This window comes from Aeromonas bestiarum, assembly GCF_028751155.1.
GTDB lineage: Bacteria > Pseudomonadota > Gammaproteobacteria > Enterobacterales > Aeromonadaceae > Aeromonas > Aeromonas bestiarum.
Window position 1 is genome coordinate 935347 of the sequence record NZ_CP064746.1, and the last position, 23528, is coordinate 958874.

At 61.9% G+C, this 23528-nt stretch carries 20 protein-coding genes; 4 read left to right on the forward strand and 16 right to left on the reverse strand.

Translation table 11 applies throughout. The features are described 5' to 3' along the window. Nucleotides 1-59: 59 nt before the first annotated feature. Complete coding sequence (gene sppA, locus IU367_RS04595; protein ID WP_241325248.1) at nt 60-1904, reverse strand: signal peptide peptidase SppA; 1845 nt, start codon at nt 1902-1904, stop codon at nt 60-62. 331 nt (nt 1905-2235) lie between these two features. Here sppA and IU367_RS04600 point away from each other — a divergent pair, with 331 nt between their 5' ends. Together IU367_RS04600 and IU367_RS04605 are read left to right on the forward strand one after the other, a co-directional pair. After that, nucleotides 2236-4251, forward strand: a complete 2016-nt coding sequence (locus IU367_RS04600) for an NADPH-dependent 2,4-dienoyl-CoA reductase (RefSeq protein ID WP_274453553.1) — start codon at nt 2236-2238, stop codon at nt 4249-4251. 100 nt (nt 4252-4351) lie between these two features. Next, nucleotides 4352-4900, forward strand: a complete 549-nt coding sequence (locus IU367_RS04605) for an NAD(P)H nitroreductase (RefSeq protein ID WP_043555009.1) — start codon at nt 4352-4354, stop codon at nt 4898-4900. A gap of 507 nt (nt 4901-5407) precedes the next feature. On the opposite strand, the gene IU367_RS04610 is transcribed toward IU367_RS04605, so the two are convergent. The 4 genes from IU367_RS04610 to IU367_RS04625 form a co-directional block, all read right to left on the reverse strand. Then, a complete protein-coding gene (locus tag IU367_RS04610; RefSeq protein WP_274453554.1) occupies nt 5408-5962 on the reverse strand; it encodes a sugar O-acetyltransferase in 555 nt (184 codons plus the stop codon). A 110-nt stretch (nt 5963-6072) separates the two neighbouring features. After that, complete coding sequence (locus IU367_RS04615; RefSeq protein WP_274453555.1) at nt 6073-7047, reverse strand: D-2-hydroxyacid dehydrogenase family protein; 975 nt, start codon at nt 7045-7047, stop codon at nt 6073-6075. Between the two features lie 215 nt (nt 7048-7262). Continuing rightward, entirely contained in the window at nt 7263-8141 is an 879-nt protein-coding gene (prmA, locus tag IU367_RS04620; protein WP_043140108.1) for a 50S ribosomal protein L11 methyltransferase, read from the reverse strand. 527 nt (nt 8142-8668) lie between these two features. Continuing rightward, entirely contained in the window at nt 8669-9685 is a 1017-nt protein-coding gene (locus tag IU367_RS04625) for a zinc-binding alcohol dehydrogenase family protein (RefSeq protein ID WP_274453556.1), read from the reverse strand. Nucleotides 9686-9785: 100 nt separating this feature from the next. Between IU367_RS04625 and IU367_RS04630 the strand changes: the two genes are divergently transcribed. After that, complete coding sequence (locus IU367_RS04630) at nt 9786-10658, forward strand: LysR family transcriptional regulator (protein WP_043140115.1); 873 nt, start codon at nt 9786-9788, stop codon at nt 10656-10658. A gap of 2 nt (nt 10659-10660) precedes the next feature. Here IU367_RS04630 and IU367_RS04635 read toward each other — a convergent pair whose 3' ends face one another. The 8 genes from IU367_RS04635 to acs form a co-directional block, all read right to left on the reverse strand. Then, entirely contained in the window at nt 10661-12088 is a 1428-nt protein-coding gene (locus IU367_RS04635) for a PTS transporter subunit EIIC (protein ID WP_274453557.1), read from the reverse strand. 89 nt (nt 12089-12177) lie between these two features. Further along, entirely contained in the window at nt 12178-13635 is a 1458-nt protein-coding gene (panF, locus tag IU367_RS04640; RefSeq protein ID WP_241278585.1) for a sodium/pantothenate symporter, read from the reverse strand. After that, nucleotides 13625-13888, reverse strand: a complete 264-nt coding sequence (locus tag IU367_RS04645) for a YhdT family protein (RefSeq protein WP_131729601.1) — start codon at nt 13886-13888, stop codon at nt 13625-13627. The genes panF and IU367_RS04645 overlap by 11 nt, the downstream gene beginning before the upstream one ends. A gap of 127 nt (nt 13889-14015) precedes the next feature. After that, nucleotides 14016-15356: an acetyl-CoA carboxylase biotin carboxylase subunit gene (gene accC / locus IU367_RS04650; RefSeq protein WP_042866664.1), complete on the reverse strand. Its 1341-nt coding sequence runs from the start codon at nt 15354-15356 to the stop codon at nt 14016-14018. A 15-nt stretch (nt 15357-15371) separates the two neighbouring features. Further along, nucleotides 15372-15827, reverse strand: coding sequence for an acetyl-CoA carboxylase biotin carboxyl carrier protein (accB, locus tag IU367_RS04655; protein WP_043140125.1), 456 nt, complete (start codon nt 15825-15827; stop codon nt 15372-15374). A gap of 36 nt (nt 15828-15863) precedes the next feature. Then, nucleotides 15864-16313: a type II 3-dehydroquinate dehydratase gene (gene aroQ, locus IU367_RS04660; protein ID WP_043140128.1), complete on the reverse strand. Its 450-nt coding sequence runs from the start codon at nt 16311-16313 to the stop codon at nt 15864-15866. A 265-nt stretch (nt 16314-16578) separates the two neighbouring features. Beyond that, entirely contained in the window at nt 16579-16701 is a 123-nt protein-coding gene (locus IU367_RS04665) for a hypothetical protein (protein WP_262108529.1), read from the reverse strand. Nucleotides 16702-16703: 2 nt separating this feature from the next. Continuing rightward, nucleotides 16704-18650, reverse strand: a complete 1947-nt coding sequence (gene acs / locus IU367_RS04670) for an acetate--CoA ligase (RefSeq protein ID WP_043140130.1) — start codon at nt 18648-18650, stop codon at nt 16704-16706. A 168-nt stretch (nt 18651-18818) separates the two neighbouring features. On the opposite strand from acs, the gene IU367_RS04675 reads away from it, so the two are divergent. Further along, entirely contained in the window at nt 18819-19118 is a 300-nt protein-coding gene (locus IU367_RS04675) for a hypothetical protein (protein WP_274453559.1), read from the forward strand. Nucleotides 19119-19158: 40 nt separating this feature from the next. Here the strand turns inward: IU367_RS04675 and IU367_RS04680 are convergent, their stop codons facing one another. From IU367_RS04680 to IU367_RS04690, 3 genes are all read right to left on the reverse strand, one after another. Beyond that, nucleotides 19159-21609 carry a sensor domain-containing protein gene (locus tag IU367_RS04680; RefSeq protein WP_043555019.1) on the reverse strand — a complete coding sequence of 817 codons (2451 nt, stop codon included), beginning with the start codon at nt 21607-21609 and terminating at the stop codon, nt 19159-19161. Between the two features lie 150 nt (nt 21610-21759). Further along, nucleotides 21760-22398, reverse strand: a complete 639-nt coding sequence (locus IU367_RS04685) for a porin family protein (RefSeq protein ID WP_274453560.1) — start codon at nt 22396-22398, stop codon at nt 21760-21762. Continuing rightward, nucleotides 22388-23527 carry a hypothetical protein gene (locus IU367_RS04690; RefSeq protein WP_043555023.1) on the reverse strand — a complete coding sequence of 380 codons (1140 nt, stop codon included), beginning with the start codon at nt 23525-23527 and terminating at the stop codon, nt 22388-22390. The genes IU367_RS04685 and IU367_RS04690 overlap by 11 nt, the downstream gene beginning before the upstream one ends. Between the last annotated feature and the right edge of the window lies 1 nt (nt 23528).

Sequence of the window (23528 nt, forward strand, 5' to 3'; positions counted from 1 at the left end):
CCCTTGAGGCAGATGTAAAAAAACCGCCCGAGGGCGGTTTTTTGTTGCGCGTCTGCCGGTTATGGCACGCAGACCGGGCAGAAGGCGTAGGTGCCCTGCGGGTCGTTGAAGCGGGTCAGCGGATCCAGGCTGCGGTTCACCTCTGCCAGCGCCTTGCCAAAACCTGCCGGCAACCAGCTTTGCAGGTGCGGGGCCAGTGCCTGGGCGCTGCTGTCGAACAGCTGACGCAGGAACCTGTCTCTGGTGGACTCCTCCTTTTCTATGGGAGTGACCTGCCACTCCTTGAGGTTGGCGAGCTCGGCGGCGGCCTTGATGGCGGCCTCCTGGTTGCCAAACTCATCCACCAGCCCCAGCGCCTTGGCATCCTGACCGGTCCAGACCCGGCCCTCGGCCGCTTTTTCCGCCTCTTCCGGGCTCAGGCCGCGGCCCTTGCTCACCAGGCCGACGAAGCGCTGATAGGTGTCTTCCACGCTCAGTTGAATGGCTTGGCCGACGTGATCCGGCAGGGCGCGGGTCAGGCCGACGCCGACGTAATCCGTGGTGCCGACGCCGTCGGTGTGCACCCCGTACTGGGAGAGCGCCTTGTCGATGGTGGCGAACATGCCGAACACCCCGATGGAGCCGGTGAGCGTGGTGGGGGAGGCAAAGATCTTGTCCGCATCGGCGGAGATCCAGTAGCCACCGGAGGCGGCGTAGCTGCCCATGGAGATCACCACGGGCTTGCCGGCCTGCTTCAGGGCCAGCAGCTCGGCGCGGATCTGCTCGGCGGCGAAGGCGCTGCCGCCCGGGCTGTCGACCCGCAGCACCACGGCTTTCACCTTGTCGTCACGGCGGGCATCGGCCAGCAGATCGGAGAGGCTGTCGCCGCCTATGGTGCCGGCCGGCTGCACGCCATCCATGATGGCGCCGCTGGCGACGATGAGGCCTACCTCATCCTTGCCGCTCTGGGGGTATTGCTCGGGGAGCGCCGCCAGATAGGTTTTCAGGCCGACCCCTTTCCAGCCGTGATCCTCGTCTTCCCCCACTTCCTTGATGACCGCCTGGGTCATCTCGTCGCGGGTGGCCAGCTGATCCACCAGGCCGTTGTCGAGGGCGTAGTTGGCAGCGTTGCCACCGGCCTTGCGCAGCAGCTCGAGGAAGCGATCCTTGCCGGGCGCGACGGCCTCGGGTTCTATCTCCCGCTGCTCGGCCACGTCCGCCACATAGGATTGCCACAGCTGATCCAGCCAGCGCTGGTTCGCCTCCTTGCTCTCGGGGGACATATCGTCGCGGGTATAGGGCTCGACGAAGGATTTGTAGGTGCCGACCTTGAACACGTGGGGGGTGATGTTGAGTTGCTCCAGTGCCGACTTGAAGTAGGTCTGGTAGACGCCCAGCCCCTCGATCAGCACGGCGCCGCTCTGGTTGAGCAGCACGTGATCGGCGTGGGCAGCCAGCAGGTACTGGCCCTGATTGTAGTAGTCGGCCATGGCGATGACCGGCTTGCCGCTCTCCTTGAACTCGTCGATGGCCGTCGCCACCTCCTGCAGTTTGGAGAAGCTGGTACCCTGCAGCCCCTGCGGCTTGATCACCAGCGCCTTGATGCGATCGTCATCCTTGGCACTGCGAATGGCCCACAGCAGATCGGAGAGGACTATCTCGCTGGGCAGCTCTTCGCTGTTGTCCACCTGGCGCAGCAGTTGCACCGTAGGATCGGTTTGCGAGCGCTGTTCGACCAGCACGCCGGAGAGATTGAGGGTGAGGGCCCCTTCGATGGGGGCGCTGGGCGCCTCTTTCTGGCTGACGCTGAAAATGATGACCAGCACGACGATGAGAAACAGCAGATTGACCAGCATCAGCCGGGTAAAGTTGAGCAGACGCCAGAGGCTGCGAAACAGCCACCCCAGACCTTTGAAAATAGACATAGCCGCGTTATCGCCCTGTTAATGGGTAGAGAAGGGCCATTATTAACCAGTTGACCCGCCAATTGCCATTTCCGCTTGGGTGCGATCGATGGCGCGATTCTCCTTCCTTGCTTCGGAACACGTCTGTTCGCCGAAAAAATGTCCAAACATTTGTTTGAAAAAGCATTTTCGATTCTTTACTCTAGCTTCAATTTGATAACAAAAAGTTAACCGGAGGCCTTGTGAGCCGCTACCCTACGCTTCTGACTCCCCTCGACGCTGGCGTCACCCAGCTCAAGAACCGGGCATTGCGTATGGATTCCGGCGCACCGGCCTCGAAAAGGAGTTCATGATGAGCCGCTACCCAACGCTTCTGACCCCTCTCGATCTCGGCTTTACTCAGCTTAAGAACCGGGTATTGATGGGCTCCATGCACACAGGCCTCGAAGAGGAGAAGGGGGGCTTCGACAAGCTGGCCGCCTTCTATGCCGAACGGGCCCGTGGCGGCGTCGGCCTCATCGTCACCGGCGGCATAGCCCCCAATCTGCGTGGGCGGCTGGTGCCCCACGGTTCGCAGCTGAGCTTCCCCTGGCAGGTCGCCAGGCACAAGAAGGTGACCCAGGCCGTGCATCAGGAGGGAGGCAAGATAGCGCTGCAGATCCTCCATGCCGGCCGTTACGCCTACCATCCGTTCAGCCTGGCGCCGAGCGCCCTCAAGGCGCCCATCTCCCCGTTCAAGCCGCGCGCCATGAGCGAGCGGCAGATCCGCGGCACCATCCGTGACTTTGCCTCCACCGCGCAACTGGCCAAGGCGGCCGGTTACGACGGGGTCGAGGTGATGGGCTCGGAAGGCTATCTCATCAACCAGTTCATCTGCGAGCGCACCAACAAGCGCACCGATGGCTGGGGCGGCAGCAATGAGAACCGGATGCGCTTCCCGGTGGAGATAGTGCGCGCCATTCGCGAGCGGGTGGGCACGGATTTCATCATCATCTTCCGCCTCTCCATGCTGGATCTGGTGGAGCAGGGCTCCACCCTGGAAGAGGTGATTGCGCTGGGCAAGGCGCTGGAGCAGGTCGGCGTGACCCTGATCAACACCGGCATCGGCTGGCACGAGGCGCGCATTCCCACCATAGCCACCAGCGTGCCGCGCGGCGCCTTTAGCTGGGTGACGGCGGAGCTCAAGAAGCATCTGAGTGTGCCGCTTATCACCACCAACCGGATCAATACCCCCGAGGTGGCCGAGCGCATATTGGCCCAGGGGGAGGCGGACATGGTCTCCATGGCGCGCCCCTTCCTGGCCGACCCTGAATTTGTCATCAAGGCCGCCGAGAACCGGGCGGACGAGATCAACACCTGCATCGCCTGCAACCAGGCCTGCCTGGATCACGTGTTCAAGCAGAAGCGCGCCTCCTGCCTGGTCAATCCCCGCGCCTGTTTCGAGACCGAGCTCACCTTCGGCCGCGTGCCCCAGCCCAAGAAGCTGGCGGTGGTGGGGGCGGGCCCTGCCGGGCTGGCGTTCGCCTGCTACGCCGCCGAGCGCGGCCATCAGGTGAGCCTGTTCGATCAGGCGAGCGAAATCGGTGGCCAGTTCAACTTCGCCAAGCAGATCCCGGGCAAGGAGGAGTTTCACGAAACCCTGCGCTACTTCGCCAAACGGCTGGAGAAGTGCGGCGTCGAGCTCTACCTCGGTCAGCGCCAGAGCGCCGAGAGCCTGCTCGGCGGCGGCTTTGACGAGGTGATCCTCGCCACCGGCATACGCCCGCGCACCCCGAACATTCCAGGCATAGAACATCCCAAGGTGCTCAATTACATAGACGTGCTGCGGGATCACAAGCCGGTGGGCGACAAGGTGGCGGTGATCGGTGCCGGTGGCATCGGCTTCGACGTGGCCGAATATCTGGTAGAGGGCAAGGGGGATCGCAGCCGCGATCACTGGCTCAAGGAGTGGGGCATCGACAAGCAGTTTGGCGAACGCGGTGGCCTGATGGCCCCCGAGATCGACGCTCCCGAGCGCCAGATCTGGCTGCTGCAGCGCAAGGAGAGCAAGGTGGGGGACGGCCTGGGCAAGACCACCGGCTGGATCCACAGAACCGTGCTCAAGAACCGCAAGGTGCAGATGCTTTCCGGGGTACAGTACCTGCGCATCGATGACGAGGGCCTGCACATCCAGGTGGGCGAAACCCGGCAGTGCCTGCCGGTGGATCAGGTGATCATCTGCGCCGGGCAGGAGCCGCTCAAGGAGCTGCAAGCCGGCTTGCAGGCGGCGGGCAAGCCGGTACACATCATAGGTGGCGCCGACGTGGCCGCCGAGCTGGATGCCAAGCGCGCCATCCGTCAGGGGGCCGAGCTGGCGGCCGTCATCTAGTTCGCCATGGCATTGTGATAAACCCCTGAGCCTCAGGGGTTTTCTTCATTCTGCGCTGTGCTAAGGTAGCGCCATCACAGCCCCTGACAAGGATTTGCCCATGGATGCCCTCACTCTGTTGCTCAACCGCCACTCCTGTGGCCGCCTGACCACACCCGCCCCCAGCGGTGAGGTGCTCGACAATATCCTCAAGGCGGGGCTGCGCGCGCCGGATCACGGCACCCTGACGCCCTGGCAGTTCATCCTGTTTGAAGGGGAGGGGCGGGAGCGGCTGGGGGCCCTGCTGGCCGAGGCCGCCCGTGCCCGTGGCGAAGATGAGGAGAGCATCAAGAAGTGCCAGGAGGCGCCGCTGCGGGCCCCGCTGCTGGTGGCCGTCGCCACCCGCTATCAGGCTCACCCCAAGGTACCGAAACTGGAGCAGGAACTCTCCGCCGGTTGCGCCCTGATGGCGATGCAGATGGCGGCTCAGGCCCAGGGCTTCAACGGCATCTGGCGCTCCGGCTGGTTCATCTTCGATGAGCGGGTTAACGCCGGGCTGGGGCTGGCACCGGAGGATCAACTGGTGGGTTTCCTCTACCTCGGCACCCCCATGCTGGAGGCGCGCAAGTTGCGCGAACTGCCGCCGGATGAGTTTGTCCGTCGCTTCTAAGTCGTATCAATTTCAGCCAAAGTCCTGACTTGTCAGGGCTTTTTTGATCCCGCCCGATCACGAGCCCTAGGCTGTACTGATAAATAAATGCTTGCCAAGAGGGGGATGGGGCTTGGCAGGGAATTTTTTAAATAGTGAGAGGCTGTTCTCAATCCTGGTTGATTACGCTATGTAAAACGTTTGCGCCTCGTTAATATCCCTGTGCCAGTTTAGAAGGTGACCCCTTCTAATTTTCTGCGATGAGAGTCGCAATTCCGTAGCACCTTTTTACAGCCCAACGTCGTTATGACATTGGGCTTCATTTTTATCTGCGTTTTTTGGTGTCGGCCCCTCAGCTTCATAGTCCCGGCAAGCAACCCTTTTTACAGACCAGCGTGGTCGTTATGACATTGGGCTTTATTTTTATGGGCGCTCGTAAACTGCTACATACCTGCCGTTGCTTCACTGTAGGTAGGTGAAGAGGGACACGCTTGGCGGTTGCTGCGACGGCCTGGCGACGGGAAGGGGTCAGCGCTCCGCTTTGGCAAGCAGGATCCGGGCTGGGTTGCCCACCACCCTGGCACCGGCCGGCACGTCTTTGGTGACCACGGCGCCCGCGCCGACGATGGCTTCCCGCCCTATGGTGACACCGGGCAGCAGTATGGCGCCGCCGCCGATCCAGACCTTGTCTTCTATGGTCACCGGCAGCGCCGTCTCCACCCCCTGGATGCGCTCATCGGCTGCCAGCGCGTGGGCGGCGGTATAGATCTGCACGTTCGGCCCTATCATGACGTTGGCGCCGATGCAGATCGGTGCGTTGTCCAGCATGGTGGCCCCCATGTTGATATAGGAATCCTTCCCCAGGCTGATATGGCGGCCATAGGTGCAGTAGAGGGGCGGGCAGATAAAGGCGTTCTCCGCCAGCTCGCCGACTATCTCCTGCAGCAGCGCCAGCTGTTCCTCCTCCTCGTCGCTGCGATTGAAACGGCGGTACAAGCGCGCCGTCTCCCGGCGCAGGACATCCAGCTCCGGCGCCATGCAGTTATAGGGCTGGCTGCTGATCATCTTCTGATATTCGGTCATGGGGCATCCTGATTTCTGATTGGCATGAGGCGAGTTGGGCAGCAGGCTGCCGCACAAGCGTACGGACAGAGGCATATGTTACTGCTTTGTCAGCAGAATAAGCGTGAGCCTCAGCCCAGAGCCTGTATCACCAGGTTTTGTGGTCTGCCATCGGCAAAGGCCAGCACATTTTCAAATGCCTTGCGAAAGTAGAGCTCATAGCTGTTTTGCTCCACATAACCCAGATGCGGTGTGGCCAGCACGTTGGGCAGCCGCAGCAGGGGCTCACTGTCGAGCGTGGCTGGCTCGACATTGAACACATCCAGCGCAGCTTGCCTGGTCGGATTGGCGCTGAGCTCGGCATAAAGGGCTCCCGGCTCGATGAGCTCGGCCCGGCTGATATTGACCAGCAGAGAGTCTGCTTTCATTCGAGCCAGATCGGCACGGGTGACGCAGGCTCGAGTGATCTCGTTGAGCCGCAGATGGAGGGACAAGATATCGGCCCGCCGGAAAAATGCGTCCTTGTCGGCAGCGGCTTCCAATCCATCCTGCTCTGCCCGCTGACGGGATGAGTCACTGCCCCATATCAGTACCGACATGCCAAAGGCCCGGCCGTAACCGGCCACCAGTCTGCCAATCTTGCCGTAGCCCCAGATGCCGAGTGTCAGCCCCTGCAAGGTACGGCCCAGCCCCAGTGTGCCGGATTGCTGCCACTGCCCCTTGGTCAGGGCTTCGCAGTAAGCCGGAATATGGCGCGAGGCCGCCATGATGAGGGCCCAGCAGAGCTCGGCAGGCGCAATGGGGCTGCCGACCCCTTCTGCGATGGCAACACCGTATCGTTGGCACAGTACCGGGTCTATATGCTGGCTGATCTTGCCGGTCTGGCTGATGAGCTTGAGTGAGGGAAGCCCCATCAGCAGTTGTTCGTCGATGCGAGTACGCTCGCGGATCAGTACCAGAGCTTCAATTCCTTCCAGCTTGGCAGCAAGACGTGCAGCATCTGGCTCACTCTGGTTGAGTACCATGACATCATGTCCCGCCAGCATGGCAAAGCAGGGTAGATGACGAACCTGATCCTGGTAGTCATCCAGAATGGCAATGCGCATAAAGGGTCTCCGTTCCCATCATTTCTAGTCTGATGGCCATACTACCGGAATAGAATCGGAATGTGTTCTCGAATGGATATTTTTCATGACAGGCTGGCACTATGGGCGAGCCAACGAGTCTCGTATTGGCTGATCAGGTTTCATGGGGACTGAAACAAGCAGGGCCCCCGTATGGGAGCCCTGCTTGTATGGGAGGTGGTGAAATCCGGCTGTTATCAGCCGTGTTTGCGGCCGGAGAGACGGCACCACTCCTCTTTCACAGCGGTTTGGTCCATGTCGAACCACTGGCCGTAGATGGTTTCCAGCTCAGGGGCCTGGCTCTCCAGCACGCCGGAGAGGGCCATCAGGCTGCCCGCTTTGCCGTGGCCGGCGATGAGGGGGGCGAGTTCGCGCAGCGGACCGGCCAGGATGTTGGCCACCACCACGTCCGCTTCCACCCCTTGCGGCTGATCCGCCGGCAGGTAGAGTTCGATCTGGCCGGCGACACCGTTGCGCTCGGCGTTGTCATGGCTGGCCTGAATGGCCTGCGGGTCTATGTCGATGCCGATGACGCGGGCGGCGCCCAGTTTCAGGGCGGCGATGCCGAGGATGCCGGAGCCGCAGCCGAAATCCACCACGGTTTTACCGGCCAGATCCAGCCCGTCCAGCCACTGCAGGCAGAGCGCCGTGGTGGGGTGGGTGCCGGTACCGAAGGCCAGACCCGGATCCAGCATGACGTTGACCGCATCCGGGTTGGGCACGTCGCGCCAGCTCGGGCAGATCCAGAGCCGCTCGCCAAACTGCATGGGGTGGAAGTGATCCATCCACTCGCGCACCCAGTCCTTGTCTTCCAGCTGTTCGACCTTGTAGCCCACGTCTTCGCCGAAGATCTGCTGGAAGAAGGCGATGGTGGGGGCCGGATCGGTTTCGGCATCGAACAAGCCCATCACTTCGGTCTCGCCCCAGAGCGGGGTTTCACCCGGCAGAGGCTCGTACACTGGTACATCCTGGGCATCCATAAAGGTCACGGCCTGGGCTCCACGCCCCAGCAGCATGTTGCTCACCTTGTCTGCTGTCTTGGCAGTGGCGTTGATTCGAATTTGTATCCAGGGCATGGCGTCGACTCTTCATAAATGTGAAACCGCGAGATTCTATCATCATGGGCCTGTGCTGTCGTGGTTTGCCCATGTCGGCATGGCGCAGGAAGAGAACTCTGCCGAGTTGGCACGGTTAATGTATTCCTCATTGGGTGACGGGAAGCAACCTGTTCCCGCTGAATGCTTTGCTCTAGGAAAGTTCCGTCATCTTTTTCAGCCACCTTAGGGTGGCTTTTTTTTTCCTGCTGGCGGTTAGCAGGCTTGCGTGGCTTGCTGTGTGGGGATGCGCGTGAAGAAAGGGCGCAGATCCAGGGGATTGGCACACAAGATGCAAAGATGGGGATGTCCTGCATAAGGATATGTGTGTGATTGTTACCCCAACGTTCAGGTATTTAGGGCCATCCCGGCGGGATGGCCCCTTTTTTATCGTTTGTTGGAGTGATGCTGCGTGGTGACTGTCTGGTGCCTGCTTGTGAACTGTGCACTGATGGGGCCTGTCACTGGTGAATTCACCCCATGATGGTGCAGTTTTTACCTATAAGGGATTAGTTGCCGAATCGACTCATGTCGATCACCAGCTTGCCGACCATGCGACCCGCTTCCACCTCGGCATGAGCCCGGGCCAGGGTGACCGGGGTCAGCTCGGCCAGGGTGCGGGTGAGCGTGGTCTTGAGCACCCCTTGGTCGATGAGGGCGGCGACCCGGCCGAGCAGCTTGTGTTGCTCGATCATGTCAGGGGTCTGGAACAGGGAGCGGGTGAACATGAACTCCTGGCTGAAGGTGACGCTCTTGCTCTTGAGCAGGCCCAGATCCCAGGGCTCGCTGGATTCGGCGATGGTGCAGATGTGGCCGAACGGGCGAATCAGGCTGGCCATGGCATCCCAGTGCTGCTCGGTGGCATTGGTGCAGAAGATGGCATCGAGCTGGGTAACACCAAGGGCGGTGAGCTCTGCCTGCAACTGGTGATGGCTCACCACCTGATGGGCGCCCATTGCCAGACACCATTCACGGCTTTCTGGCCGGGAGGCGGTGGCGATCACCTCCATGTTGGTGAGCTGGCGGGCCAGCTGGATGGTGATGGAGCCGACGCCGCCGGCACCGCCTATGATGAGCAGCTTGCCCGTGCTCTCGCGGTGAAGGCCGATGCGCTCGAACAGGGTCTCCCAGGCGGTGATGGCGGTGAGCGGCAGGGCGGCGGCTTCCGGGTCTGTCAGGCTGGTGGGGGCGAGGGCGGCGATGCGCTCATCCACCAGCTGCAGGGCGCTGTTGCTGCCGGGGCGGCTGATGTCGCCGGCATACCAGACTCTGTCGCCCGCCTTGAACAGGCTCACTTCGCTGCCGACGGCCACGACCTCGCCGACCGCATCCCAGCCCAGCACGCGGGGCGTGCTCTCAACCTTGGCCTTGGGAGCGCGGACTTTGGTGTCCACCGGGTTGACCGAGGTTGCCGTCACTTTCACCAGCAGATCCCGCGGGCCCGGGGTCGGGTCGGGCAGATTGGCCTCGATGAAGCAGTGGGGGTGATCGCTGGGCAGATAATGGGTGAGGGCGATGGCTTTCATGGCAGTTCCTTTCAAATCGGATGGATTGGGATTGCCAGCCACTCTAGTCTGATTGATTATCCTGATTAAGATGGGTAATTGGTAAAGACTGTTTGAATATATGAACAATGTCGAACTGGAGTTGATGGGGCTGTTCGCTACCGTGGTGGAGCAGGGCAGTTTTACCGGTGCCGCCGAGGCGCTCGGCATGCCCAAGTCCTCGGTGAGCCAGAAGATCTCGCGGCTCGAAGCCCAGCTCGGGGTGCGACTGCTGCAGCGCACCACCCGCCGGCTGAGCCTGACCCCGCAGGGAGAGATCTACGTGGAGCAGTGCCGGGCGCTGCTGGCGCTGGCCCGCAGTGCCAACCTGGCGATGGCGCGGCTGCGCACCGCCCCCGCTGGCCGGGTAAGGATCACTGCGCCCGAGGCGACCGGCACCCTGCTGCTTGGCCGGATCCTGGCCGAGTTTCGTGCCCTCTATCCCGAGGTGGTGCTGGAGCTGACCCTGAGTGACGAGCAGCTGGATCTGGTGGGGGAGGGTTATGATCTGGCGCTACGGGCGGCGCCGCTGAAAGATTCCAGCCTCATCTGCCGGCGCATCGGTCAGGTGCCGCGCCATCTGGTGGCGGCTCCCGGTTATCTGGCGACCCATGGCGCGCCGCAGCAGTTGTCTGAGCTGGGACTCCACCCTTGTCTGGTGCACTCGGCATTGCCGGTGTGGCCACTGCAGGAGGGGGGCTGGCGGCCGCAAGGGGCCTGCATCAGCAACAGTTTGCTGGCGTTGCGGGAGCTGGCGTTGCACGAGGGGGGCATTGCCCTGCTGCCCCATCACGTTTGCCAACAGGATCTGGCTGCGGGGCGGCTACACAAGGTGTTGCCGGATCATCCCATACCGCCCAATCCCTTCTACCTCATCTACCCGAGCCGGGAACATCTGGCGCCCGCCTTGCGCTCGCTGATGGACTTCGTCGCCGAGCGGCTGCCGTTTGCCTGAGGCTACCAGTTGCTCTGGCTGGCGGACTCCTGGTTGGGCTTGAGGCCGAGCGGCACCGATTGGCGCTCCGCCAGCATGCGGATCTGCCCCTCGATCAGGCTGGCATTGGGGCCCAGCACCAGCACCAGCTGATGGTCGTTGAGCTGGATCCAGGAGAGGCAACCCAGCCCCAGCAGACGGGACTGATCCACCAGCGCTATGTCGCGCACCCGCAGGCTGAGACGGGTCAGGCAGACGCTCATGGCCTGCAGGTTGTCCATCCCGCCCAGCACCTTGAGATACTGGATCGCCAGCATCTGGGGATCCGAGGGGGCGACGCTCGCCAGCCGTGGATGCTCTTTGGCGATGGGCTTGCTCGGCAGGCTGAGGGGGGCGCGTTCCAGCAGTTGATAGAACAGCAGGGTATAGGCGACGAAGAAGAGGATGCCGACCGGAATGAGCCAGAAGCTGTGCTCGCCGGACTGATAGCTCAGTACCAGATCCAGCAGGCCGGCAGAGAAGTAACTGCCCACCTGGATGCCAAGGGTGCTGCAGATGGCGAGCGATAGCCCGGTCAGCAGGGCGTGGGCCAGAAACAGCCAGGGGGCGGTGAAGGCGAACAGGAACTCTATGGGTTCGGTGATCCCCACCAGCGCCGAGGTGAGCGCCAGGGTGAGCAGCAGGCCCCCCTGCGGCAGGCGCTGCATGCGCTGGCGGTGCAGCCAGATGGCAAAACAGGCGCCGGGCAGGCCGAACATTATGATGGGGTAGAGCCCGGCCACATAGCCTTCGTGCAGCGGCTGGGCGCTGGCCAGCGCCAGCAGGTTGCTCTCGCCCAACCCCATCAGGCTGCCCAATACCTGATGCAGGCCGAGGGGGATCAGCAAGCGGTTCAGCACGCCATAGCAAAAGGCCCCCAGCGGGGTGGTGAGCAGCTCTGAGGCCAGCAGCGTGATGCCCTGTTCCAGCAACGGCCAGAACAGGGAGAGAGGGAACGCCAGCAACAGGCAGCTGAGCGCCGAGGCGAACAGGCAGAGGAAGTCCCCATTCACTCTCTGCAACCAGCCAGACAGTGTGTGCCGTTTCACCCAGGGGTAGACGATGGCCGTGGTCATGCCCGCCAGCAGGCCGCAGATCATGTCCGCATGCAGGCCGGGGGCCAGGGTGCCCAGTGCCGAACTCAGCAGCAGGAAGTTGACCGCCCCGGCCAGCGCCTGGGTGCCCTCTCCCTGCCGGCTCAGGCCGAAGGCGATGGCCACCGCGTAGATGAGCGGCATCTGGCTGAACAGAGCGCGCCCCGTGAGGGAGAGCACCGCCAGATCCAGCACATCCGGCTGACCGAGCCGATAGAGCAGGGCCGCCAGCGGCAGTATGGAGACCGGCAACAACAGGGCATAGCCGAGTCGTTGCAGGGCATGAGTCAGGATCTGTCTGGCGTTCTGTACTGGCATAAGGGCGCGGCGTTTTGTGACTTGGCGCACAGTTTACCCGCAAAACACCCATTTGGGGATAGTTTTGGAACCCTTTATTAATCTATTTGTTATTGCTGTTCAAACAATCGCCGCACGCTCTGGCCGGGTGGCGGTGTCATCAGGCTGACCACCACGAAGGCGGCCAGTCCCAGCCCCAGGCTCGGCACTATGGCGTGCAGTCCGGCCAGCTTGATCCCCCACTGACTCAGCACGCCATAGCAGACGATGCCGGACACCATGCAGGCCAGGGCGCCGGGGCCGTTGGCCCGCGACCAGTAGAGGCCGAGTACCAGCGGCCACAGGAACACGGCCTGCAGTCCGCCGAAGGCGAGCAGGTTGAGCCAGATGATCATCTCGGGGGGCTGCAGCGCCGCCAGCAGCACCAGCGTGCCCAGGATCAGGGTGCAGAGCAGGGAGAGGCGGGGAATGCGCACTTCCAGCTTCTCCTGCTTCGGACTGAGGTAGTTGAGGTAGAGATCCTTCACCAGGGTCGCGGAGGCCTGGATCAGTTGGGAGTCGATGGTAGACATGATGGCCGCCATGGGCGCCGCCAGGAAGACCCCGGCCAGCCAGGGGGGGAGCACCTCCATCATCAGCGAGGGCATGATCTTGTCCGGGCTGTCCATGCCGGGCAGGATGGCGCGACCGAGCGCCCCGGCCAGGTGCATGCCGAACATCAGCAGGGCGCTGACTACTGTACCGATGAGAATGCCTCTGTGCAGCGCCTTGCTGTCGCGATAGCCAAAGCAGCGCAGGGCCGAGTGGGGCAGCCCCACCACACCGACACAGACCAGGATCCAGAAGCTCAGCATGAAGGGCTGGGTCAGCATGTCGCCGGCCCCCTGCGGGCTCACCAGCTTGGGATCTATCACCTTGAGCTGGTGGATGAGGTTGGGCAGGCCGTCGCCTGCCACCAGGATCCCTGCCAGCAGGGCGCCGGTGCCGATCAGCATGATGATGCCCTGCAGGGCATCGGTCATCACCACGGCGCGAAAGCCGCCGATCACAGTGTAGAGCAGCACGCAGCTGGCAAACAGGAAGAGCCCCTGCTGATAGCTGAGGCCGGTCGCCGTCTCCAGCAGGCGGGCGCCGCCGATAAACTGCACCACCATGGTCGCGATAAAGGCGAGGATGATGGTGACGGAGCCCAGCACCACCACCGCCTTGCTCTGGTAGCGGGCCCACAGCATGTCGTTGATGGTCACCGCATTGACCCGGCGGGCTATGATGGCGAACTTCTTGCCGAGCACTCCCAGGGTGAGCCAGACGGTGGGCAGCTGGATCATCGCCAGCAGCACCCAGCCAAGGCCGATTTTGTAGGCAGCACCGGGCCCGCCGATAAAGGAGGAGGCCGAGGTGTAGGTGGCCACCAGCGTCATGGCCAGCACCAGACCGCCCATGCTGCGGTTGCCGATGAAGTACTCCTGCACGAAGTCGCCGCCGGCGCGGTGGCGGCTGGCCCAGAAGCCGACTCCCAGCACCAGCACCAGATAGATAATGAGCGGCAGCATCAGCTCAAGATTCATGGGTGGACTCCTTGGCAGGGGGATGAGGCGTATCGAGGGGAATATCCACAAACAGGCGATCCACCATCAGGCCGCACAGCACTATGAACAGCAGCGGCATCACCATGCAGCTGAGCAGGAACCAGAGCGGCATGTCCCAGTATTCGATCTCTTCGGGGATGAAATAGGCAGTGCCATACCAGGCAAAGAAGTAGAGCAGGGTCAGCAGCAGGCAGAGGGCTGCTTCCCGGCGAGCGAGCGCGAAACGATTCACCTTGGCCTCCGACAATTTTGAGGGGCGCAAGGATAACAAAAAAGGGCCATGTCGCCATGGCCCTTTTTCAACAGAGGCTCCTTGCGGAGCTGACTTCTATCGGAAGTCATTGTTCTGCCTTAGATCCTTACAGACCCAACTTCTTGTGCAGATAGTGGATATTGGTCCCACCATGCTGGAAGTTTTCGTCCTTCATGATCTCTTTTTGCAGGGAGACGTTGGTCTTGATCCCTTCCACCACCAGCTCGTCCAGCGCCTGGCGCATGCGGGCGATGGCGACGTCACGGTTCTCGCCGTAACAGATCAGCTTGCCGATCATTGAGTCGTAGTAAGGCGGCACCTTGTAACCGGCGTAGATGTGGGAATCCCAACGTACGCCCAGACCACCCGGCGCGTGGAAGCGCTGGATCAGGCCCGGAGACGGCATGAAGGTGGCCGGGTCTTCGGCGTTGATCCGGCATTCGATGGCATGGCCACGGATGCGGATGTCCTGCTGGGTGATCGACAGGGGCTGACCGGCGGCGATGCGCAGCTGCTCCTTGATCAGATCCACGCTGGTGACCATCTCGGTGACCGGATGCTCAACTTGGATCCGGGTGTTCATCTCGATGAAATAGAACTCGCCGTTTTCGTACAGGAACTCGAAGGTCCCCGCACCGCGGTAGCCGATCTCGATACAGGCGCGCACGCAGCGCTCGCCGATGAACTTACGCATCTCTTCGGTGATGCCGGGTGCCGGCGCCTCTTCGACCACTTTCTGGTGGCGACGCTGCATGGAGCAGTCACGCTCGCCCAGATAGAGGGCGTTGCCCTGGCCGTCTGCCAATATCTGAATTTCGATATGGCGCGGGTTTTCCAGGTACTTCTCCATGTAGACCATGTCGTTCTTGAAGAACTGGCCTGCTTCGGATTTGGTCAGCGCGATGGCGGCAGCCAGCTCGGCTTCACTGCGCACCACGCGCATGCCGCGACCACCACCGCCACCGGCGGCCTTGATGATCACCGGATAACCGATGCGCTTGGCGATGGCGGCGTTGTGCTTGGCATCGCTGTCGACGGGACCGTCGGAGCCGGGTACGCAAGGTACGCCAGCCTTCTTCATCGCCTCGATGGCGGAGACCTTGTCACCCATCAGGCGAATGGTCTCGGCGCGCGGGCCGATGAAGATGAAGCCGGATTTCTCGACCACTTCGGCGAAATCGGCGTTCTCGGAGAGGAAGCCGTAACCCGGGTGGATGGCAACGGCACCCGTCACCTCGGCGGCGGCTATGATGGCCGGCACATTGAGGTAGGATTCACCGCTGGCAGGCTTGCCGATGCAGATGGTTTCGTCGGCCAGGAGCACATGTTTGAGCTCCCGATCGGCGGTGGAGTGAACGGCCACTGTCTTGATCCCGAGCTCTTTGCAAGCGCGCAGGATCCGCAGGGCAATTTCACCGCGGTTGGCGATGACTACTTTGTCCAACATGGGTGGCAATTTCCCTTATTCGATGATGAACAGCGGCTCGTCAAATTCGACGGCCTGACCATTTTCAACCAGGATCGCTTTGATCACGCCGGCCTTGTCAGACTCGATTTGGTTCATCATTTTCATGGCTTCGACGATGCACAGGGTATCGCCGACATTGACGTGCTGACCCACTTCCGCGAACGGTTTGGCTTCCGGGCTGGAGGAGCGATAGAAGGAACCCACCATGGGGGAGCGCATCAGATGGCCACTTGGCGCGGCCGCTTCTGCGGTCGGTGCTGCGGCGCTGGCTGCCGGTGCGGCGGCAGGGGCCATGGCTGGCTGCATCATCATCTGCGGCATGGCGGTGGTCACCTGACCGGAGAAGTTGCGGCTGATGCGAACGGACTCTTCACCCTCGGAGATCTCCAGTTCGGCGATGCCGGACTCTTCAACCAGTTCAATCAGCTTCTTGATTTTGCGGATATCCATTAGCATTCTCTTTCTTCTTTATCTGATCAGTGATTATCAAGCCGCGCGCAACTGATGCACGGCCGCGGTTAAAGCGAATTGGTAGCCATCGGCACCCAGCCCGCAGATCACCCCCCTGGCGACATCAGACAGATAGGAGTGATGACGGAAGGGTTCCCTGGCATGGACGTTTGACAGGTGAACCTCGATAAAGGGGATGGCCACACCCAGCAGCGCATCGCGAATGGCGACGCTGGTGTGGGTGAAGGCGGCCGGATTGATGATGATAAAATCCACCTGGCCCATGGCCTGGTGAATGCGGCTGACCAACTCATGTTCGGCGTTGGATTGCAGGTGTTCCAGTGTGGCGCCGAGTTCGCTGGCGTTGTGCATCAGATCGGCAACGATCTCGTCGAGCGTCTTGCTGCCGTAGATGCCCGGTTCCCGTTTGCCCAGCAGGTTCAGGTTAGGCCCGTTGAGCAGGAGAATTCGGTGATGTTGCGACATATTGAGTACATCCTCGATGATAATGCTGCTATCTATCAGCTATCTTGTGGACTACCAGAAATCTAGCCATTTTCTGCGCAATTCGGTGTGCACTGGTACACAGATTTCGCAATTATATTGATTTCGTGAAAATTAGCAGCATTTTACTGGTCTAATCTCTACATCTGTCTGTTTTTTGAGCTTGCTGGTTCGCTGTTAAGTTGCTCAGTAGCAGAGACGACAAAGCCGGCACTGGGCCGGCTTTGGAGGTGGATAAGGGGCGGGATTAGGCCGCTTCCGACTTCTCGCGGATAAGCTTGTCGACTACGCCCGGATCCGCCAGGGTGGAAATATCCCCCAGACTGTCGGTCTCGCCGGTGGCGATCTTGCGCTGCATTATGGAGCGCATGATCAAGCCGCCTCTGACTTTTCGCGGATAAGCTTGTCGACCACGCCCGGATCCGCCAGGGTGGAGATATCCCCCAGACTGTCGGTCTCGCCGGTAGCGATCTTGCGCAATATACGGCGCATGATCTTGCCGGAACGGGTCTTGGGTAGCCCCTCGGCCCAGTGGATCACATCCGGGGTGGCGATGGCGCCAATCTCCTTGCGGACCCACTCCTTCACCTCTTTGTGCAGCTCGCGGCTCGGCTCTTCCCCGGCGATCAGGGTGACATAGGCGTAGATGCCCTGGCCCTTGATCTCGTGGGGCACCCCCACCACGGCCGCTTCGGCAACCTTGGGATGGGAGACCAGCGCAGATTCAATTTCGGCTGTGCCCATGCGGTGGCCCGAGACGTTCAGTACATCATCCACCCGCCCGGTGATCCAGTAGTAGCCATCCTCGTCGCGACGGGCGCCGTCGCCGGTGAAGTAGCGACCCGGGAAGGTGGAGAAGTAGGTCTGCTCGAAGCGCTCGTGATCGCCGAACACTGTGCGCATTTGGCCTGGCCAGGAGTCGGTGATCACCAGGTTGCCCTCGGTGGCCCCCTCCAGCGGCTCGCCCATGTTGTCCACCAGCGCCGGCTGCACGCCGAAGAAGGGACGGGTGGCCGAGCCTGGCTTGAGATCGGTGACGCCGGGCAGCGGGCTGATGAGGATGCCGCCGGTTTCGGTCTGCCACCAGGTATCGACTATGGGGCAGCGCTCCTCGCCTATGGTGCGGTAGTACCACTCCCAGGCTTCCGGGTTGATGGGCTCACCCACGGAACCCATGATGCGCAGGCTCGAACGCGAGGTACCCTCGACCGCATCACGGCCCTTGGCCATCAGGGCGCGGATCGCGGTCGGTGCCGTATAGAGGATGCTGACCTGGTGCTTGTCCACCACCTGGCTCATGCGGTTGGTGGCCGGGTAGTTGGGCACCCCTTCGAACATGATGGTGGTGGCGCCGTTGGCGAGAGGCCCGTAGACCAGATAGGAGTGACCGGTGACCCAGCCCACATCGGCGGTACACCAGTAGATGTCCTCCTCGTGGTAGTCGAAAATGTACTTGAAGGTGAGGGTGGCATAGACCAGATAGCCGCCCGTGGTGTGCAGCACGCCCTTGGGCTTGCCGGTGGAACCCGAGGTGTAGAGGACGAACAGGGGATCTTCGGCACCCATGGCCTCGGGCGGGCAGTCGGCGCTGACGGTCGCGATGGCTTCGTGCCACCAGATGTCCCTGTGGCCGTGCCAGGCGACCTTGCCGCCGGTACGCTTGAGCACTATCACCTTGCTGACCTGGGTCTCCGGGTTGGTGAGCGCTTCATCCACGTTCTTCTTGAGCGGGACAGGGCGGCCGCCGCGCAGCCCCTCGTCGGCCGTGATGACGATGGAGGAGCCGGAGTCTATGATGCGACCGGCCAGGGCCTCCGGCGAGAAGCCGCCGAAGACTATGCTGTGCACGGCGCCGATGCGGGTACAGGCCAGCATGGCGATGGCCGCTTCCGGCACCATGGGCATGTAGAGGCAGACCACGTCACCCCGATGCACGCCTTGTGCCTTCAATACGTTGGCAAACTTGCACACCTCGGCGTGCAGCTCGCGGTAGGTCAGCTTGCGATCCTCGGCCGGGTTGTCCCCTTCCCATATGATGGCGACCTTGTCACCGCGCTGTGCCAGATGGCGATCCAGGCAGTTGGCCGAGACGTTGAGCAGGCCATCTTCATACCACTTGATGGAGACGTGGCCCGGGTCGTAGGAGGTGTTCTTGACCTTGGTATAGGGCTTGATCCAGTCGAGGATTTTTCCCTGCTCACCCCAGAAGGCATCCGGATCCTGCACCGAGGCCTGGTACATGGCCTCATAGCCTGCCTTGTCCAACAGGGCGCCCTTGCTGATGTGGGCCTTGACCGGGTAGACCTTGCTCTCGCTCATCTGTCACTCCTTTGAATACATTCTCGTAATGATTAGATAACAACTTATACCTTTGGCGAGGGAGGGCAATTAGACTTTTGGATAGATGGAAACATCCGCTTACAGCGCCATGAGTGACAATTCATCGGTGATTGAGTAAAAACATCGGTTTTATCGATGGAGATAGCCATGCTGTCCTTGCTCCTTTGCACCTCTCTCTGGCAGTTCGATGCCCCCCCGCTTGCCGATGACGCCACACTGGCGGCTCCCCAGCCCAAAGAGTTTGCCGTGACCCGCGAACAGACGGGCTCGCCAGCGGTGCGGGAGCGTGTCGCCGAGCAGATGGGGAGTGCATTTCTGGCCCGCAAACCGCCGGTGTCCGTCACCCTCGAAGAGAAAAAGTCGCCCTATCCACAGAATTCGCTGCTGGCAGACTCGCCCCAGGGGCAGAGTGAGGGATGGGGTGCCCGATTGACGTTCAGCGAGTGAGTTGTTTATCTGTCATCGAGCATCTGCTGCCACGCCCGTTTCAACACCAGACTCCCTTCTGGGGAGCCAGCTGCGCCGCCAGATGGGGTTCGGTCAAGGGGTGGCTGAACAGATAGCCCTGTCCCTCCTGGCAGTGCAGGGATTGCAGAAACTGGCGCTGAGCCTGGGTTTCTATCCCCTCGGCGGTGACCGCCATGTTCAGGCTGTCGGCCAGGTTGATGATGGTGCGGCACAGCTCCCGGCTGTGCTTGTCATCCGGCAGGGCCTGCACGAAGGTGCGGTCTATCTTGATGCGATCGATGGGCAGGCTTTTCAGCAGGCTCAGGGATGAGAAGCCGGTCCCGAAGTCGTCGATGGCGATCTGCACCCCCAGCGCCTTCAGGCGGGTGAACAGCAAAAGGCTCTGATCGACCCGCTGTATGATGCTCTCAGTGACCTCTATCTCCAGCCGCTCAGGCGGGAAACCTGTCTCCGCCAGAATGGCGGCGACCCGCTCCACATAGCCAAGAGATCGCATCTCCCGCACCGAGACATTGACCGAGAGCCGTGGCACCGACAGCCCGGCCGCCAGCCACGTCTGCCCTTGCTGACAGGCGGTGCGCATCACCCACTCCCCAATCTGCTCTATCAGACCGCACTCCTCGGCCACCGGGATGAAGCGGGCGGGGGCTATCATGCCCTCGTCGGGATGCTGCCAGCGCAGCAGGGCCTCCAGCCCGCTCAGGCGGTTGCTGGTCAGATCCGTCATGGGCTGGTACAGGATGCAGAGCTGATGCTGCTCTATGGCCTTGATCAGCCCCTGCTCCATGCTCATGCGCTCACGGATCTGCTCGGCCATGCCGGGGGTGTAGAACAGATAGCCGTTGCGGCCCTGACTCTTGGCTTCGTACATGGCGTTGTCGGCGGCGCTGACCAGGGCATCCGGGTTCTGGGCGTGTTCCGGGTAGAGGGCTATGCCTATGCTGGCGGAGACGGCGACCTGCTCGTGCGCCAGCTCGACCGGCTCGCGCAGGCGGGCCAGCAGCTGTTCGGCGAGCCGCTCCAGCTCTTCTGGCTGCTCGAAATAGGGGATCAGCACCAGGAATTCATCCCCACCGAGCCGGGTGGCCACATCGTTGTGACGCAGGCAGAGGCGGATGCGTTCGGCCAGCAGCTTGAGCAGCTGATCCCCCGCCCTGTGGCCCAGGTTGTCATTGATCAGCTTGAAGCCGTCGAGGTCGATGAACAGCAGGGCGAGCCGCTGCCGGTTGAGCTGGGCTGTCTTGAGCTCCAGTTCGAGCCGCTCCTGCAGCAGGTTGCGGTTGCCGAGCTCGGTCAGGGGATCGTGATAGGCGAGGTGATTGAGCTGTGCCTCGGCCTTGCGGATGGCGCTGATGTCGGAGAAGGCGATCACGTAGTGGGTGGTGTTGTGGCGGCTGTCGTAGACGGCGCTGACATGCTGCCAGGAGGTGAAGTAGCCGCCATCCTTGCGCAGGCACATCATCTCCCCGTGCCAGGCATGGCTGCCGGGCAGCAGGGTATGCCAGGGGTAGTCGATGTCGGTATGGCGGCGCGGATGCATGATGGATTCCGGCGACTTGCCCACTATCTCGTCCGCTTCATATTGGGTCATGTTGCAGAAGGCCGGGTTGACCGAGATGATCTGGCGCTGGCCATCCATGATGATGATGCCCTCGGCCGTGGTTTCGAATACCACATTGGCCTGGCGCAGCCGGTCCTCTTGAATGCAGCGATCGGTCGCGTCGTGGAGCACCCCCATGATGCGACGCCCCAGACTGTCGGTGGCCGCCACGTGATCGGCGTGGAGATCGACCCAGCCCCGCACCTGATCGGGCCCCAGGTAGCTCAGGGTCAGATGAAGGGGGGCCGTGCCCTTGAGTGCCGATCTGAGTTGCTCCCCCGATACCGGGTCGAAGCGCTTGATGAACTGATCCATTCCCCCCTGAAACTGATTGGCTTGCGTGCCGAGCAGGCGCTCGACCTGACCATCAAATTGCAGCCGATCCTCTGCCACATGCCACTCCCAGACCCCGACCTGGCCGGCGCTCATGGCCAGTTGCAGCCGTTGCTGTGCCTCGACCTGCTCGGTCACATCCCGCACTATGGTCAGGATGCCGTCAGGCGTGCCCTGCTCATCCCGCATGGGGCTGTAAATGGCCTGCCAGTGCCGTTGCTGGCCCTGATGCGCCGCCGTCTGGCCGCTCAGGCTCAGCTCCACCTGGGGGACGCCGCTGCTGATGATCTGCTGGAACAGGGGTTCCAGCACAGGCGCCAGCGTCGGCACTATCTCACGCAGGTATTTGCCGTAGTGATCCTCCCGGGAGAGGCCGTTGATATCGGCGAGGGTCTGATTGACGCTGCGGCAGCGAAATTGGCGGTCGAATACGCCTATGCCAAACGGCGCCAGCTCGAACAGTTGCTGCAGCTCGTTTGGATTCAGCTGACCCGGTATCGGCGGATCAGGCATGGATTCGGATGTCTCTTCACGCATGACGGCTCCTGAATTGACTTTATTGTCATTTAAGGTGTTGTCAGTATGGCATGAAGCGCTTTGGAGGGAAGAGAGGGGGCTGCATTTGCCCCCTATCTGGTGCCTGACCCGTTCAGGGGCTGGCTTGTCAAAGGTGCCGTGGTGGGGGCGCTACCAGCTGAAGCGATAGCTCAGGGTCAGGTACACCACAGGCTGCCAGTCGTGCTCCTTGATCAGCCACTGCTTGGCCCCGAGCTCGGTGCCAAGCCGCCACTGCTGCCAGGCCCAGCTGCGCTCCAGCGTGAGCCCCCAGTCCCGCCAACCCGCATCGGCATCATAGGCTGCCATGTGCGCCTGACTGCCCCAGGTCAGCCAGAGGTTGAGGGAGAGATCTGCCGGCAGCGGCAGGCTGTGCTCCATATACCAGATCTGGCCATAGCGGCCGGTGACATCATAGAGCTGGCCCAGGGTCAGCTGATGATCCTCGTCCAGCTGCCAGCCGAGGCGCCAGAGCGCGCTGAAGCGAGTGCGATCGACCACCTGCATGGGAGCGACGCCGACCGCAAAGAAGCTCTTTTTATATAGCGGCAAGGCCAGCCCGGCGCTCTGGCCATCGGCGAAGAGCAGGCCGACCTGGGTCTCCCGTTCATAGGCGAGCCAGAACTGCATGCTGGCGTCGGCGCTGACCCCCGCCTGATTGCTGCCAAGCTGCCACTGGCCGCCCACTTGCCACTGGTTGTCCGGCTCCTTGGCTGACAGGGGCAACGCCAGGGCAAGGGCCAGCAGCGGCCAGCGATGACTACTTGCCATAGAGCCGCACCCAGTCTCTGTCCTGATGCATGCCCATCAGGTGGCAGATGATGCCGGAGCGCTGGAAGGCGTAGATGAGCAGCACGCTGGTGGCGCTGAGTGCCATGATGAGGCCGAAGCTGTTGGGCAATATGGTGCCCTGGCGCGCAGTCCACCACAGCAGCAAGGGGCCCCACAGGTGCACGAAGATGCTCTTGTGGAAGATGAAGACGGTCAGCGAATACATGCCGATCCAGTTGAGAGGGCGCCAGCATAGGCGGATATTGCGCTGATGCAGCCAGAGCACGACCCCGATCACCAGAAACTCCATGCCCCAGATCCCGGCGCGGCCCGTCATGTCCATCGCCAGCTCATGCTCGTTGGCGTAGATGTCGTTGAGTTCGACCGAACTGCTCTCGCCAAACACCAGGTAAACGGCGAGGGCTATGAGGGAGAGGGTGAGCACCAGGCCGTTGAGGCGATCCCGCCATTGGGGACGCTGATGCCAGCACCAGCCATACAGGAAGCCGAAGCAGCCGCTGGCCATGAAGAGATCGAGGCGGGCATCCAGCTCATAGTCGGGGTGCACATGCAGCTTCATCCAGCCGTCGATGTGGCCGAGCAGGGTCTGCACGCCGAGTTGATCCAGCAGCAGGCTGAGCAGGGTCAGCAGCAGCATGCCGCGAATGCCGAACCAGGCGTAGACCAGCGAGAAGAGCGCCAGCAGGCACATCCACAGCATGACCGGATAGAAGGAGATGGCCTCGCCGAAGTTGGGGGCTATGACCAGTCCCTCGACATAGAGCACCAGAATGATGCTGGCAAACAGCACCAGCTTGCCGCCCAGCTGCGGTCTGAAGCTGGCCTGATCGCGACGGCTCAGGTTGAAGGCCGCCAGGGCCAGGTAGATCTGGCTCACCCAGGGAATGAGCCAGGCCGAGACCTGGGCCGTGGTGTGATCCATGGGCAGCAGATGGCCGGCCATGGCCTTGTGCGACAGATAGAAGCTGTCCCACAGGGCCTGTTCCCGGGTGAAGAAGTCGATGTACCAGTAGTTGAGATAGCCGGTGTAGTGTTCGAAGACGGCCATGAAGATGACGAGCCCTCGCAACAGGTCGAGACCCGTGATGCGTGCGTCCTGTGGAGGCATG